The sequence below is a fragment of the Acinetobacter sp. UBA991 genome (genome assembly GCF_002292065.1).
Taxonomy (GTDB): Bacteria; Pseudomonadota; Gammaproteobacteria; order Pseudomonadales; family Moraxellaceae; genus Acinetobacter; species Acinetobacter higginsii.
On the sequence record NZ_DBBF01000043.1, the window covers coordinates 38,877 to 55,137 of the forward strand.

The 16,261-nt window shown below is 41.3% G+C and carries 14 protein-coding genes; 6 read left to right on the forward strand and 8 right to left on the reverse strand.

The genetic code is table 11. The annotated features are described in order from the left end of the window. Positions 1-227: 227 nt before the first annotated feature. The 3 genes from B2727_RS18470 to dxs all read right to left on the reverse strand — a co-directional run bounded on the left by B2727_RS18470 (position 228) and on the right by dxs (position 3,745). Positions 228-812: a shikimate kinase gene (locus tag B2727_RS18470; RefSeq protein ID WP_033134387.1), complete on the reverse strand. Its 585-nt coding sequence runs from the start codon at positions 810-812 to the stop codon at positions 228-230. 73 nt (positions 813-885) lie between these two features. Further along, entirely contained in the window at positions 886-1,716 is an 831-nt protein-coding gene (locus B2727_RS18475; protein WP_033134386.1) for an inositol monophosphatase family protein, read from the reverse strand. A 133-nt stretch (positions 1,717-1,849) separates the two neighbouring features. Then, positions 1,850-3,745: a 1-deoxy-D-xylulose-5-phosphate synthase gene (gene dxs, locus B2727_RS18480; RefSeq protein ID WP_033134385.1), complete on the reverse strand. Its 1,896-nt coding sequence runs from the start codon at positions 3,743-3,745 to the stop codon at positions 1,850-1,852. A gap of 306 nt (positions 3,746-4,051) precedes the next feature. On the opposite strand from dxs, the gene ribA reads away from it, so the two are divergent. Both ribA and hemF read left to right on the forward strand, forming a co-directional pair. After that, on the forward strand, positions 4,052-4,654 hold the full coding sequence (ribA, locus tag B2727_RS18485; protein WP_004804065.1) for a GTP cyclohydrolase II: 603 nt from the start codon (positions 4,052-4,054) through the stop codon (positions 4,652-4,654). 132 nt (positions 4,655-4,786) lie between these two features. Continuing rightward, positions 4,787-5,728 carry an oxygen-dependent coproporphyrinogen oxidase gene (hemF, locus tag B2727_RS18490; RefSeq protein WP_033134384.1) on the forward strand — a complete coding sequence of 314 codons (942 nt, stop codon included), beginning with the start codon at positions 4,787-4,789 and terminating at the stop codon, positions 5,726-5,728. Between the two features lie 41 nt (positions 5,729-5,769). On the opposite strand, the gene B2727_RS18495 is transcribed toward hemF, so the two are convergent. Beyond that, positions 5,770-6,225, reverse strand: a complete 456-nt coding sequence (locus tag B2727_RS18495; RefSeq protein WP_033134383.1) for a GNAT family N-acetyltransferase — start codon at positions 6,223-6,225, stop codon at positions 5,770-5,772. Between the two features lie 114 nt (positions 6,226-6,339). Between B2727_RS18495 and B2727_RS18500 the strand changes: the two genes are divergently transcribed. Both B2727_RS18500 and aroE read left to right on the forward strand, forming a co-directional pair. After that, entirely contained in the window at positions 6,340-7,821 is a 1,482-nt protein-coding gene (locus B2727_RS18500; protein WP_033134382.1) for a PLP-dependent aminotransferase family protein, read from the forward strand. A gap of 60 nt (positions 7,822-7,881) precedes the next feature. Next, positions 7,882-8,670 carry a shikimate dehydrogenase gene (aroE, locus tag B2727_RS18505; protein ID WP_033134381.1) on the forward strand — a complete coding sequence of 263 codons (789 nt, stop codon included), beginning with the start codon at positions 7,882-7,884 and terminating at the stop codon, positions 8,668-8,670. Positions 8,671-8,729: 59 nt separating this feature from the next. Here aroE and B2727_RS18510 read toward each other — a convergent pair whose 3' ends face one another. Then, entirely contained in the window at positions 8,730-11,054 is a 2,325-nt protein-coding gene (locus tag B2727_RS18510; protein ID WP_033134393.1) for a hypothetical protein, read from the reverse strand. Positions 11,055-11,293: 239 nt separating this feature from the next. Between B2727_RS18510 and B2727_RS18515 the strand changes: the two genes are divergently transcribed. Then, the gene (locus B2727_RS18515) at positions 11,294-13,117 is read left to right on the forward strand and encodes an acyl-CoA dehydrogenase C-terminal domain-containing protein (protein WP_033134380.1); all 1,824 of its coding nucleotides are present in this window, start codon (positions 11,294-11,296) and stop codon (positions 13,115-13,117) included. A gap of 60 nt (positions 13,118-13,177) precedes the next feature. Here the strand turns inward: B2727_RS18515 and B2727_RS18520 are convergent, their stop codons facing one another. After that, complete coding sequence (locus B2727_RS18520; RefSeq protein WP_004804055.1) at positions 13,178-13,852, reverse strand: hypothetical protein; 675 nt, start codon at positions 13,850-13,852, stop codon at positions 13,178-13,180. A 345-nt stretch (positions 13,853-14,197) separates the two neighbouring features. Between B2727_RS18520 and B2727_RS18525 the strand changes: the two genes are divergently transcribed. Beyond that, on the forward strand, positions 14,198-14,467 hold the full coding sequence (locus B2727_RS18525) for a PspC domain-containing protein (protein ID WP_004804053.1): 270 nt from the start codon (positions 14,198-14,200) through the stop codon (positions 14,465-14,467). A 72-nt stretch (positions 14,468-14,539) separates the two neighbouring features. Here the strand turns inward: B2727_RS18525 and B2727_RS18530 are convergent, their stop codons facing one another. Next, complete coding sequence (locus tag B2727_RS18530; protein ID WP_033134379.1) at positions 14,540-15,640, reverse strand: HPP family protein; 1,101 nt, start codon at positions 15,638-15,640, stop codon at positions 14,540-14,542. Between the two features lie 111 nt (positions 15,641-15,751). Further along, positions 15,752-16,168, reverse strand: a complete 417-nt coding sequence (locus B2727_RS18535) for a lysozyme inhibitor LprI family protein (protein ID WP_004804050.1) — start codon at positions 16,166-16,168, stop codon at positions 15,752-15,754. Positions 16,169-16,261: the final 93 nt, after the last annotated feature.

The window sequence follows — 16,261 nt, forward strand, 5'->3', positions numbered from 1 at the left end:
AATGTTCAGGTAATGAACTGGAATTTAAGTGCGTGGGCGGATTATAGCAGAATAATTTTAAAAGTCACCCTTTTTAATAGGTTTTTCTATTTCACCCTCTTTATTATTTGTATCCAGACGATAATGACGACCTCAAAACAACATATTTAAAATAATTTATATTCCAATATAAACATAATTATCAGCAAGTTAAAAACTTATTATGCCTTACTCTTTTGTTAACATTCTTATTGTACAGTTAAACTAAGTTCGATAGATCCCTGCTTTACTTTATTAAGGGTATCCAGTATTTGTTTCACATTTGCAGCAACTTGATCAGGAATCTGATCCGTCAAAAGTACCCGACACTTCAAATTCGAATAAAGCTGAAATCTCTGCCTAATCTTTAATTCTTCTTTTGCTCGAACAGGATTCAAGTAAGCTCGATTCATTTGCCTTGCTACAATTTCTTGAACATATGTTTCCAATGCGAGTGAAGGTAACATTAAAAAAGTAAAAATATGGCTCTCTATTTCATCTTTGATTTTCATATAGTCTTGTTGAATATCATGGGGATAGGCCATAAATCCAGAGGAACATACAATGATCATTATTTTATTCAAATCGTATTTTATTTGAAGCTGCATAAAAAGCTGAATGTTACGCGCTGCATATTCTTTATAACCATGTTGAATAATGTACTGAGTAATATCTCCTTCACTTTGCATAAAATATTCATCTAAATCATAGTAGTCAAAACCAAACTCCGCCGAGAGCAACTTGGCTACAGTAGTCTTACCAGCACCACCTGGGCCAATAAAATAGATAAGCAATTGATTTTACCTTATTTCGAATAACGCATAAAAAAGCCCTCAAATATTGAGGGCTTTTTTAGAATTCGGCAAATTATTTTGCAGCATCGCCCCAAGCAGGAACTACGGTTTGCATCAATGGCTTTAACATCTTGAGTGAACAAGCAATCACTTGACCATTATCCAATGAATCATTGCCACCACGAGCATCAACAATAACACCGCCCGCTTCTTTCACAATCAACTCACCTGCAGCGATATCCCATGGTTTTAAGCCAAGCTCAAAGAAACCATCAAAACGGCCTGCAGCAACATAAGCCAAATCAAGTGCAGCTGAACCACCACGACGGATTTGCGCACCAGATTTAGTCACTGCCAATAATGAAGCAAAATGCTGTTCTGCATAAGAAATGATTTCGCCATTACGTTTTGCACGGTATGGATGACCAACAGCAAGGAAAGTGTTTTCTAAGCTTTCTTTTACATTGACACGGATACGGCGTTGGTTCATCACTGCACCACGACCGCGGCTTGCAGAGAATAATTCATCACGCACAGGATCATAAATCACGCCGTGTTGAGTAACACCTTTATGTTGTACAGCAATAGAAATACAGAAATGTGGGAAACCATTAATAAAGTTTTGTGTGCCATCTAAAGGATCAATCACCCAGCACCAATCTGCATCGTGACCTTTACCTTCTTGCATACCAAACTCTTCGCCAAGGAAGCTGTGGTTTTTATAGCTTTTACGGAGGGTATCAATTGTAAGTTGTTCCAAGTAACGATCGACGCGCGTTACTGGACCATCGATGCCTTTTTCTTCAACTTGCAAATCGAGTTTATGACGATTTTGATGTGCCTTTAAAAGCTCTTGACCAACTGTTTGAGCCGCACGCGCAGCCATAACCACCATAGGTTCCATTGAACACCCACTACAAATTTGAAGATTTTGACAAAGAATAATGCATAAAAGCGCGTATATTCTAGCAAATATAAGCGCTTTTAGGGGAAAAATGTTGCGAAAAATTATTTTCGCTTTTACATGAGCTTATAGATTAAAACCAAGCTCGCTCAATTGAAGTTAAAATTCCCTGACTGTCTAAACCACAATCTTGCAACATTTGCTGATGCGTTGCCTGATGTAAGAAGCTATCTGGCAAACCAATATTCAAAATCGGCTTAAGAATCTTCGCATGTGCTAAGAACTCATTCACAGCACTCCCCGCACCAGCCATCACGGCATGTTCTTCTACCGTTACAAACAGCTGGGTCCGTGGAGCCAACTCACGAAGCATTTGCTCATCTAAAGGCTTCACAAAGCGCATATTCACCACACGCACACCCATCGAGTGTTTGTTCGCAAATTGCTGAGCGGCTTCTACCGATGCTGCAACACGACTACCAAAAGCAAGGACACTGATCTGCTGTTCAGCATCCACATTAAATTCAGCAACGATTTCAGCTTTACCAATTTCCATCGCTGTCATTTGCTGTTGAATCTCAACGCCTGTACCCACCCCACGTGGATAGCGCACTGCCGTTGGCCCTTTGTAGAGATAAGCGGTATGCAGCATTTGGCGGCATTCGTTTTCGTCTTTCGGTGCCATGATCACCATGTTAGGTACGGTACGCATATAGGCGTAATCATAAGCACCAGCATGGGTTGGGCCATCTTCACCCACTAAACCAGCTCGATCAATACCAAAGGTGACATCCAGATTTTGCAAGGCAACATCATGAATCAATTGATCATAACCACGTTGTAAGAAGGTTGAATAAATCGCAACAACGGGTTTAAGACCTTCACATGCCATACCTGCAGCTAAAGTCACTGCATGCTGTTCTGCAATGGCAACATCAAAGAAACGCTCAGGATATTGCTGCGCAAATTTAACCATACCAGAGCCTTCACACATCGCTGGGGTAATTGCGAGTAAACGATCATCTTGCGCTGCTTCATCACATAACCATTGCCCAAATACATCTGAATATTTTGGCGGTGATTTTTTTGCAGGTGTAGTTGCTGCTGGTGCAATCTTGGTAATGGCATGATAGGTAATCGGATCGGCTTCCGCTGGTGCGAATCCTTTCCCTTTTTTCGTATAAATATGAACCAGACGTGGACCTTTACGCTTTTTAAGCGCATGGAAAACTTGCGCCAACTGATCCACATCATGACCATCAAATGGCCCAAAATAATCAAAACCAATTGCTTTAAATAAGTTATCCGCGGCGTCTGTCGCAGATTGGTGTAAACGAGAGTTATATGTCCACTTCGGGTGCGGTTGAACATAGGCTTCGCCTTGTTCATTTACATTGACCAGTTGGCCTGTTTCCCAAATCGCAGCCAAATGTTTTGCAAAACCACCGGTACTGCACGAAATCGACATATCATTGTCATTTAAGACGACGATCAAGTCTGCATCATGCGCAACCGCATCATTCATGGCTTCAAAAGCCATGCCCGCTGTCATTGCACCATCGCCCACAATTGCCACAACGTCGCATGGATCGTTCTGATAACGACGCGCCAAGGCCATACCTAAACCTGCCGAAATTGCAGTAGATGAATGTCCAACACCAAAGGTATCGAACTCAGATTCATCACGCGCTGGAAATGCAGCTAAACCATCTTTACTACGAATCGTGGTAATTCGATCACGACGACCTGTCAGCACTTTATGAGGATAAGCTTGATGGCCCACATCCCACACTAAACGGTCATTAGGTGTGTTAAAACAATAATGCAGCGCAACGGTCAGTTCAACTACACCTAAATTTGCACCAAAGTGACCGCCACTTTGCCCTGCTGCATACAAAATATATTGACGTAACTCATCTGCAACTTGTACAAGTTGGCTTTGCTCGAGCTGACGTAATTGTTGCGGATGATCAATTCCATCTAACAATGGCGTAACAGGGCGTTGAGTTGGAATTTCGGTATACAACATAATGTGGCAAAGCCTTTTTAAGCCTGGCAAGTCCGAAGCTGGGTTTTAAATGGGGGCAATCATACAATTAAATACGATCTACCTTCAATCAGCCACACGTGCGAATGATGTAGTGCTGAACATTCTCATGCAAATTTTAAAGAATGACCCTTAGATTATCCTGAATTATGTCACTGTTTATCAACCATTATTGTGTGCTTTGTATGAAAAAGAAAAAGTTATGTGAAAAATCAGAAATTCCAGTTCACGCAATCTTCAAACATTAGGCTATACTCGAACTGTTTTTATTATCATAGTGAGCTCTCTGTGCCGATTGAATTTATTGCAACATCAAAGCTTCCCACCGCTTTTGGTGACTTCAATATTTCCGTGTTTCAAGACCCTGCAACAGGTGAAGAACATGTGGCGCTATCTAAAGGTTTAGAAACGGCTCCAGATCAGCCTGTACTCGTGCGCATCCATTCAGAATGCTTAACAGGCGATGCTTTCGCTTCACTCAAGTGTGATTGTGGACCGCAACTACAAGCCACACAAAGCTTGATCAATGAAGCTGGTCAAGGCGTGATTCTTTATCTCCGTCAAGAAGGCCGTGGTATCGGTTTAACCAATAAGATTCGTGCTTATGCCTTGCAAGATCAAGGACATGATACGGTTGATGCGAACCTGTTATTGAACTTGCCTGCTGATGCGCGTCGATATGATATGTGCAGCATTATGTTGGATCACCTTCAGATTAAAGAAGTGAAACTACTGACCAATAACCCGCTTAAATTAAAAGCCTTGACTGATCTCGGCATCAATGTGGTTGAGCGTGTTCCATTAACGGTAGGTCGCAATCCTTTCAATGAACAATATTTAAAAACCAAACGTGAGCGTATGGATCATCTCTATAAAAAAGATGACTTTTAATTCATTTTTCAAAACGTTTAAAAATAAATCAGTTAAAGGGTTTTTATTGTAAAAAATAAAAAAACCCTTACTTTTTTTATGGGTTTTATGTTTTGATATAAGCAATCCCTAGATCACTTTCAGAGGATCATCATGCAGCATCCAACTTCAGTTGATATTCAACGTGTTCGCGAATTTTTACTCGATCTACAGGCACGGATTTGTGCAGGACTAGAGCAACAGGAACGTGCAGGCGGTGGTACCGCGGAATTTATCATTGATGATTGGCAACGAACCGAAGGTGGCGGTGGCCGCTCTCGTGTTTTGCAAAATGGTGAAGTGATTGAAAAAGGTGGGGTCATGTTCTCCCACATCAATATTAGTAAACTCCCCGCTTCTGCAACTGAACGGCATCCACAAATTGCTGGGGCGAAAGCACAGGCACTGGGCGTATCCTTAGTGATTCACCCGAAAAACCCAAATATTCCAACCTCTCATGCCAATGTTCGCCTATTTGTGGCTGAGCCTGAAGGTCAAGATCCAGTGTGGTGGTTTGGTGGTGGTTTCGACTTAACCCCATTTTATCCAGATGATCAAGATGTTCAAAACTGGCATCAAACTGCGTATGACTTATGTCAGCCTTTTGGCGAAAATGTCTATGCTGAACACAAACAATGGTGTGATGATTATTTCTACCTAAAGCATCGTGATGAACAACGTGGTGTCGGTGGTTTATTCTTTGATGATTTAAATCAATGGGATTTTGAAACCTGCTTTAAATATATCCAAGCTGTAGGCAACGGTTATTTAGCCGCGATCTTGCCGATTTTTGAAAAGCACCGTGAACAACCATATACTGAAGCACAGCGTGAGTTCCAACTGTATCGTCGTGGTCGTTATGTCGAATATAACTTGGTCTATGACCGCGGTACTCTGTTTGGCCTACAAACTGGTGGTCGTATTGAATCAATCTTGGTGAGTTTGCCGAATCTTGCAGGTTGGTCGTATCGCCCTGAGTGGGATGCGGACTCGGCAGAAAAGCGTCTTACCGATTATTATCTAAAACCAAGAGATTGGTTAGGTTTGAATGCTTAACCATCTAAAAGCCAAAGCAACCATCTGCTTTGGCTTTTTTCTTAGTCTAAACGCATCCGATATTCAATGATTCCTGGCTTTTCTGCAATCCAGTCATAGAGTTTCTGTGCCGTATGATTCGTTTCCTGTGTATGCCAGTATAAGCGTTCACACTGATGTTCCCTCGCTTGTTGCTGTACGTATTCGATTAATCGCTTTCCGATCTGCTGCCCTCTTTGCGCTGGTGAAACGAATAAATCTTCTAAATAACAATAGCTATTTTTCGCCCAAGTTGAACGGTGAATGACGTAATGTACAAAGCCTAAAAGCTGATCTCCTTGTTTTGCAACCGCACAATAGACAGGCTCAGTTTGATCAAAAAAACGTTGCCATGTGGTTTGTGTGATGGCGCTAGACAGTTCCACGTTGTAAAAATTCTGATAGGCCAGCCAAAAGGGTATCCACTGTTGATAATTATCTTGTTGCACAGGAGTCACTTGGATGTCTTGATGCTGCATGAAATTTTCCTTAAATTTTATGGTCTTGGAAATGAGAGTTAGCAGTGTAGTTTTGATTGTGGATGGTTTATAAGATACAGTTTTGATTTATTTGACAGTACCAGTTTACTCGAAATGAAAAATTCATCCGCTGCTCATTTTCCTCATCTCGTCTTAGCTCAAGGCAACATTAAAGACGCCTTATACACGGCCTTACATACTGCCATTCTAGATGGCAGGCTCCATGCTGGAGTAAAGCTTCCATCAAGTCGTGCTTTAGCAGAAATGATGTCCATCTCTCGTAATTCCGTTTTAGCAGCATTAGAGCGCTTATTGGATGAAGGTTATCTCATCACCAAACCGAGTTCAGGAACCTATGTCAGCGCGGTTATCCCCGACCAATTGATTCATGCGCAAACCCAAACACCGATTGATCACCTTGTGACGACTCAGCATTTGGATGTTAATCCAAACCTTGTGCAACATCTTAAAACTTGGCAATTACAGCAAGCGTCACAAGAAAAACGAATGTTTCATGTAGGTGTCGGATGTGTTGATCTTTTTCCACACTCCCTTTGGGGAAAACTGCTTGGCCGAGCCTGGCGACAGTCATACCACCAACTCGGGCAAGCTTATGACCCTTGTGGTTATTTACCCCTACGACAAGCAATTTGCGACTATGTCCGCTCAACCCGCGGCTTGAATTGCACAACACAACAAATCTTAATTGTGAACGGAACCCAACAAGCCATCCATTTAACCGCTTTCGCCTTATTGCAGAAGCAGGATCAGGTCTGCATGGATGAACCTGGTTATGATGCAGCTTTAGCAGTTTTTCAGAGTTTTGGAGCAAGAATACAACCCATTTTAACTGATGATGAAGGGATGAATATTCCAAGCATCATGCAAGATCATGCACAAAGCAAACTGATTTATACAACACCCTCACACCATTTTCCATTAGGCGGCACATTGAGTTTAAAGCGCCGCTTAATGCTGTTGGAGTGGGCTGCGCAACAGCAAAAGTGGATTTTTGAAGATGACTATAATAGTGAGTTTCGTTACGGCTCTCGTGCTATTCAAGCCTTACAAGGGTTAGATCAGCAACAACGTGTGATTTACTCGGGAACCTTTTCCAAAATGATGTTTCCTGAGTTTCGTTTAGGGTTTATGGTCATTCCTGATTCATTGATGGATCTTTTTTGTCTTGCTAAAAAACAGATCGACAGCCAATGTTCCTATTTAGAACAAGTTGCTTTAAGCCTCTTTATCCAAGAGGGTCACTATGCGAGGCATGTCAGAAAAGTTCGTAAAACCTGTTTTGAGCGCCAACAGGTCTTGATTCGCGCGATCCAAACCTATCTCGCAGAGATTTTAACAATTCAAATAACTGACTCAGGAATACATTTACTCTGTTGGTTAAATCCAGATTGGACGGAACAAGAGTTTATTGCTTACTGCTTAAAGGTTGATTTGGCGGTTCAACCCCTTTCTCGATATTGCCAAACCGACGCTTCCCAAAGTGCAGTCTTATTTGGTTATGCCGCACATCAACCTGATGAAATTTGGCGCAATATCCAAAAGCTGGCTGAAGCCATCAAAGCATCCATGATCTGATTGCGATTAGATCAATAACTTTATACACTTCAGCTATTTTCTTCAGTTGATCGTCGTACAATGACCAAACAATTTGCTGTAATTGGAAATCCGATTGAACAATCCCGCTCACCTGAACTTCACCATGCATTCGCAGCAAAAACTGGGGTCGATCTTCACTATAAAAAAATTCTTGCGCCCTTAGATGGTTTCGAAAGTGCTGTAAAAGATTTCTTTGCGCACAACGGCATCGGCATGAATGTCACAGTACCTTTTAAGGAACAAGCCTTTGCTCTTTGCGACCAACTGACTGAACGCGCCAAGATCGCCAAAGCAGTCAATACCTTATGGATGCAGGGTGGCAAACTATATGGTGATAATACCGATGGTCAAGGCTTAGTTGCAGCGATTCAGGCTTTGGGTTGGGAACTAAAAGAGAGTCGTATTCTCATTTTAGGGGCTGGCGGTGCAACCCGCGGTGTCATCTACCCTTTGGTACAGGCAGGCGCAAAACAGATTGTGATCGCTAATCGTACCCTTACCCGAGCTGAGCAACTCGTTGACGATTTAAAAGATGCTGTGCCGCACGCAGAACTTAAAGTAACAGGCTTAGACCAACTCGCTGGTGAGTTTGATGTTGTGATTAATGCAACCTCTGCGAGCTTAACAGGTGATGTCCTACAACTGCCTGAAAGTTTAGTGTTCCATCACGCTTATGAAATGGCTTATGGCAAACCATCTAGCTTTCTAGATCAGGCCAAACAACGCCAAATTCCATCTACTGATGGTTTCGGTATGCTGGTCGGTCAAGCGATTGAAGCATTCTCGATCTGGAATGGGGTAAAACCAGAACTAAAAGACTTTTTATAATCGCCAAAGCACAAAATAAAAAACCTGCACTTTGCAGGTTTTTTATTGGGATAAAGAAATTATTTAACTGTCAGCATCTTCTGATACACCTCTTTGAAAATCTCATAATCAATAAATTCGTTATGCTCGATTTTTAAAGACTGAATCGATTTTTCAGACAATTTATTCTTACGGGCATCCACAAACACTTGCCCTAAGATATTTGCGGTTTGTCCAAGTAAGATTTTTTCCTCACTTGAAGCACCATTCTCTTGTTCGAACTGGATTTGATATTGTTTGGCAAATAACTGCTGTGGCTGCTTATATTGTGCTTGTAGCTTTTTCCACGCTTGGCGATCTGTATCACCACGCATCGCATCCAACACAATACGATTCACTGCTTGACCTAATTTGTCATCAAACTGATCTTCATTTTCAAGATGATGTTTCTTCTGTAAAGCTTCAATGCTTTGCAGGGCTTTCCCTTTTGGATTATAAACCTCTTCATCGCCATACCAGTATGCATATACAGTGGCAATTTCTTGCAGCTCCTGGCTTGAAGAACGCTGTACAACCTGTGGTGTGCTTTCGGTCAATTTCGCAATGAATACTGCTTTATAGGTTTGATCATAGGCATGCGTAGCATCATAGCGTTGTTCTGCAATGACTTTGAGTTGATCTTCCAAAGTCATGGTATATGGTTCTGCTGAACGTTCTTGAACCCCTGCTTGACCTAATTTCTCAGAGAAGCTATTCACTGCTTGTTCCAACATCGAGCCTTTGCTTGCTTCTGACCAACTCTTCGCGCGTTTCAATTGTGCCTGATCAATTGGGGTGGCTTTGCCATAATTTGAAATCAACATATCTGCTTTGACACTAAAACGTGACTTCAATTCAGATAAGCCATAGTTCAAATCATAATCGAGTTTGACCGCACGCCCTTGAGCATCCAAGCCGACATCCATAACAAATGGATTTCGTTTCTCAACTCGTGGCAATGCTTTTGCAATATCCGCTTGATGCTTAATCCAAAGCGCTTTAAATGCCTGATCATCAATAAATTGATTTTGATCATATTCAGCAAACTGTTTTTCGACCGCTTGTAATTTAGTGATATAACTCAAGAAACCAGATTCTGCTTTCTGCTCACCAAAGACATCAATGTCATACATACTTTGGCAATACTGCGCATCACCATATGTGGTTTTTGGCGTATTTTGCAGGGCTGTACATTGCTCCTCGGTTAAACCTGCTTGCTCGTCTTCAGCGACTGTGGCCTCGACCGTACTATCCGCAGCAGCCTCGGCATAGGCCTTCTGCGCTGCTTGTGTTACATCTTCCGCCGCATCTGCGCTCTCATCGGCATAATCTTCTTCGGCATCCTCCACACCAAAATGTTTATTTACCAAGCGATATAGTTCTTGGCTAACCACACTGGCATCATCAGCCGAATCTTTTTTATCCAACAATGAAGCGGTTTTTCCTGATTTAGATGAACTTGCAGCATCAACTTCATTGGCAATCAGTTTCTCCAGATTCTCTTCTTTAATATTGAGAACACTTTGCATGAAGTATTTTTCATTGACTTTGCTATACAAATTGGCTTGTAAAATCAGCTCTTCAATCGAGCTTTTTAAACGAATCTTCTCGACCACACCGGCTGCTTGATCAGCAGAAGAAACCGGTAAGGCTTGAATGTTATTTTGATCGGCAAGACGATAATAGACGGCGCCAGAAGCTTTCACATATTCAGCAAATTTCTTGTAATCGACTTGCTTGAACATATCCTGATACTTGGAAAAATCTAAATACGCCAGATTATTTTGACTATCTTTATTGACCAAATACGGCATCAAAGCAAAGTAATTGATATAAAACTTATAGTTATTTAAATCTAATACCATCGGCACTTTAGCTTGAACCAATAAAGTTGGTTTTTCATAACGTGCGGTTAAATTAAATGAACCCATTTTCTGACGATAATGCACTGAACCATCATATTCAAATTGCATGTCATTCAGAACATTGGCCACGATTTGGGTGAACTTATCCACCTTGGTCTGACCATAGCTTTTTTGTTCTTGTGCAAGCGCAACATACAGCGCCTGTTTCTGTTTACTGTTTAAATTGACCTTTTGATCTCGTAAATATTGATCAACCTTTTGCTTGAGCGCTGCATCTAAAGGTGCATTGTCTGCTTTGGTATTTGTATTATTTTGCTGTGGTTCAACATGAATATTAAATTTGCCACGGTAATCATAGCTTGGATATTCATACATCGCATTAATACTATTGATTGCCTTCTGTTCCAGATTGGTCGAAGCTGTATTGGTTTTAATGACATGTTGTGAACATGCAGAAAGACTTAGACCCATTAAGCATAAAGTTAAATATTTTATACGCATAGCTTTACCAAACACCTTTATATCATTATATTTTCAAGTATAAAATTGAGTACTTTTCACATTTCATATCCGTTTTGAGACCAATAGAAAAGTGATTTTTTTACAAATTTCCCTTTTAGGAAATTCGCTTTTCTGACATTCTTTTCCCTAGTGGTTATCAATGTATTTTTATCACCATTGTGAATAATCAAAGTATCGAAACAGATAATCCAAAATGATTCAAATACAGGATTAAGATTATGCCAGCTTATAAAGCCCCGCTCCGTGACATTCGTTTCTTAATGAACGAAATGTTAGATTATCCAGCACATTACCAAACTTTGACAAGTGGTCAAAATGCGGATGCTGAAACGGTTGATATGATTCTTGAAGGTGCAGCAGATTATTGCGAAAACGTACTTTCTCCGCTCAATCAATCAGGTGATGAAGAAGGTTGTACCTTTAACAACGGCGAAGTGACAACACCAAAAGGTTTTAAAGAAGCTTATGACCAATTTGTCATGGGTGGTTGGCAAGGTCTTTCTTATCCAGAAGAGTTTGGTGGCCAAGGCTTACCAATGTCTTTAAACCTGATCAAATCTGAGATGATGGGAACGGCGAACTGGTCATTCACCATGTATCCAGGTTTAAGTACTGGCTGTATGAACACGATCATGCAGTTTGGTACAGATGAGCAAAAAAATACCTATATGCCTAAATTGGTTGAAGGGACTTGGTCAGGCACGATGTGCTTAACTGAACCGCAATGTGGTACAGACTTAGGTCAAGTTAAAACCAAAGCAGAACCTGCTGCTGATGGTACATACAAAATTTCTGGTACTAAAATCTTCATCTCTGCAGGTGAGCACGATTTAACCGAGAACATTATTCACATCGTACTTGCGCGTCTTCCAGATGCACCAGCAGGTACTCGTGGTATCTCTTTATTCATCGTACCTAAATTCATTCCAACTGCGGATGGTGGTGTAGGTGAACGTAATACTGTTTCTTGTGGTTCAATCGAACACAAGATGGGAATCAAAGCTTCTGCAACTGCAGTGCTTAACTTTGACAATGCAACAGGTTATCTGATCGGTGAAATCAACAAGGGTTTACATGCAATGTTTACCTTTATGAACACTGCGCGTATCGGTACAGCAGTTCAAGGTATTGCACATGCTGAACTTTCTTTCCAAGGTGCTTTACCTTATGCGAAAGATCGTATGTCTATGCGTGCCCTTTCTGGTAAAAAAGAACCTGAGCGCGTCGGTGATGCGATTATTCACCACGCTGACGTTCGTCGTATGTTGTTAACGCAAAAAGCAATTGCTGAAGGCGGTCGTTCAATGATCTATCATGCTGCAAAACTTGCAGACAAAATGACAGATGCATTGGTAAGTGGCGATCAAGCAGCGTATGAAGCTTATGATGACAAACTTGGTTTCTATACACCGATTCTTAAAGGCTTCTTAACTGAACTTGGCTTAGAAGCTGCAAACCACGGTATGCAAGTATACGGCGGTCATGGCTATATCCGTGAATGGGGTATGGAACAAATCGCACGTGATGCGCGTATCTCAACCTTGTACGAAGGTACCACAGGTATTCAAGCACTTGACTTGATTGGCCGTAAAGTACTTTTAAGCTCAAAAGGTAAAGTCGTTCGTGACTATACTGCTGAAATCTTGAAGTTCTGTGCTGCACATGCACGTAACAAGTACCTTCGTCGTTTTGCTTGGGACTTAACTAAGCTTTGCGCACAATGGAATACCCTAACTGTCCGTATCATGCTTGCTGCACGTAAAGACCGTGACATCGTTTCTTCAGCGTCGGTTGATTTCTTGATGTTCTCTGGCTATGTGATGATGGCTTATTTCTGGGCGCAACAAGCAGTGGTTGCTTCTGAGAAATTAGAAGCGGGTGACGGAATCGAAACACCTGAATTCTATAAAGCAAAAATCAAAGTTGCAGATTTCTACTTCGACCGCCTATTGCCACGTGCGCAAGGTCATGCAGAATCTATGGTATCAACCTCTCGCACTTTGACTTCACTTGCACCTGAACACTTCAGCTTCGATTACTAATCGGAACTGCAATAAAAAAGAGCGCTAAATGCGCTCTTTTTTATTTTGAATACAGATTATTTAATCAACTTTCTTAAATACATAGGCTTGTTCTGGGAATGGATACTCTTTAAAGAACTTACGATTCCGCCCATTATCGCCATTCCAGATCTTATCCAGATCCATCACCAAGTCTTGATTCGGACTCACTTGATAATATAAGTTTACATCCGCAGCATCACAGCGAATCATAATTTCATTTAGTTCTTTATGCACATGCCACTGTACTTGCTTACAGGTCTGCTCAATCTTGGCAATATTACGTGACGGATCTGAGCCAAGGCGGCTAAAACTGGTATTGGTCCAGAACACAGAACCATCATCCATTAAATTCAGAATATATTCTGCTTCTTTCTCATTATTGACACAGCCTGCAAAGGCATCGCTACAAGGGATACGTGCATGATAACGACCCGCATACACCAAATCGGCTTCTGAAGGTTTACTCAAATTATTTTTACGATCCGCAGAATACGGCAATGTTGCTTGGCCTGCTACTTGGGTTAGCGATAGCCCTTGCGCGTCAGATGCAAGCTGTTCTTCTTGTTCATCTGCAAGCACTTCACTCGTTTCACCACTCGGTTGCGTCTGGGGTTGTTGCTTTACTGGTTCTGGATGATGGCTATCACAAGCACTCAAACCCAAAATCAATAGAAGTCCTACACTAACATGCTGTAAGAATAACCTGAACTGCATATCCTAAATCTCTAACATCAACATCATTATCGCGTGCTTTTCATGAACTCGTCCTAAACTTCGGAAAATATAGGGATCATTTAAATGTTCGTCTATTCCCCAAAAGGGTAATAGCCAATGCGATAGGACTGAAATAGTAAATTGACAAAGCAGGATGCTTTAATTCGGTGCATTTTAGGCGATGCTGTCGGTTTTTCCATCAATGATTTACACAACTTAACTAATCTCCCATCTGTTTAAACTTTAAAAAGAGCAGTTCGCCCCTATTTCTTAATTAACAGCAGCTCAAACTAACACTATTTATTATTTTCACTGTTGTTTCATGAATTTAAGGAGAAAAACTCGATGGCCAACTCTGGTTTATATCGCTCAAACCAACAAAGCATGATCGCTGGTGTAATGGGCGGTATTGCGGAACGATTTGGTTGGAACGCAAATTTATTACGTCTGATCTTTGTTGTGATCTCACTCATGAGTGCAGCCTTCCCGGGTATTTTGGTGTATCTGATTTTATGGCTGGTCATTCCGAAACAGCAGCAAGCGCGTATTGATCACGTACAAGGCTATTCACAACCTGTAAAAACAGTGTATGAAGACCAAGGCATAAAACGTTAATTTTCGGTTACCTTTTTGGTCGCTACGGTTGAAATTACCCCTAATCCAACCGTAGCTTTTTTTTATCTAAATTCAGACCTGTCGATTCAACTGCTGTTGCAAGGCCGCAATCATATCGGCACGACTGATAATCCCGATTAAACGATGTTCCTCAACTACAGGAATATAGTTAAATGATTTCTCGACAAAGTAAGGCACCAAATCCTGAATCGGTTGTAACGGACTTACTGTCACAACTTTATGGCTCATAATCTGTCTGACATAGTGCTGCCAAGAGTTTCGTGGATCTGTTGCACCTTTAAACCACTCCACCACTTCATATAAGGCCAAAGTCCCGACCAAATGCTCTTCCGCATTGACGACTGGTAAACTCATTAAATTCACGGCTTTAAACTTATCTAAGGCCTGATGAATATCATCATACTCATGCAGTTTAATCACATCTCGGCTCATAATATCTTGGCAAACGAATGAGTTAATCAAGCGCTCGTTGGCATGCGATTGTGCTTCTAAAATGATTTTTTCTAAATCGTACTGACTAATATCCAATAGCTCAGTGTGATGCTCAAGCGCATATTCAATATCTTTTGGTTGAATTGAGACTTTCTGGGTGGGTGTCGGGTCTTTAGATCGCTCATTTACATGTGCTGTGATTGGATAATGACGGCCAATCAAACGATTAAAAAACACTGCAAACACAAGCAATAAAATCGAATTAAGCAGAACTGGATACAAGATAAAATGAAAACCTAAGCGGTGTACAGCTTCGCCTCCTAAGACAGCAGTAATCGCAACTGCGCCACTTGGTGGATGCAAGGAGTCTGTGGTCATCATCACAAAAATTGCCAATCCAACAGCAACACTAAAAGCACTGGTCAGATCAGGCAGATATTGCGTACAGGCAACACCAATGAATCCTGCCAGTGTATTCCCCACAATAACATTCCAAGGCTGCGCCAACGGACTGTTGGGGACTGCAAATAGCAGCACAGAAGATGCCCCCATCGGGGCGATATACCACGCATTCATGCCACCCAGGACATACCAGCTAATCAAGGAGGAAATCGCCAAACCACATAAAGCCCCGAGACCAGAGAGCATCCTCTCTTTTAAAGGCAGGACTTTATAATTCGGTTTTAGAAAATTTAGCCAGTCTGATTGGGTCAAGCTCACAATGCACCTTGCTGGATTCGCGTGGTTTTACTCGATGCAGCAGTATACGCCTACTCAAGCTTAAGGTGTATTTAAATTACAGTTTTAAATCATGATAAAAGCTGTTCAAGCTCAATTTAAATATTCTTTTAGCTGCTCCAATCGCTCTGCATATTTTTGCATCGGGCAGAACTCATACATCGGCGAGCCAATATAAGCCCCTGCATTACGGCACTCTTGATCCACAAAATTTTTCCAGAGTTGCTGCGATTTCATAATGTCGTTATATCGTTCAGGCTGCTTATATTGCTTGCTCTGAATTTTAATTTGATCCAGCAATTGTACGATCTGTTTGGTATAGAGGGTTTTAGCCCTTGTACTACAGATTTCCACCACGGCATTATTGATGTTACCCAACTTTAATTCTTGAATGGTTTCGTCAACACATTGGCTATAGGGATCAGTGGTTTTATCCTGTGCTTTAGCAAAAGCATGAGCGCTCAAACACGTCATTGCAAACACTACAACGGTGAACATTAATTTAGTCATGGATCTGCTCTTTTGTTGTTCTCATATTTTTTAATCATAATCAAAAAATCACGCCCATACTGATTTTTATTCTCCTATCTTCTACGAATATTG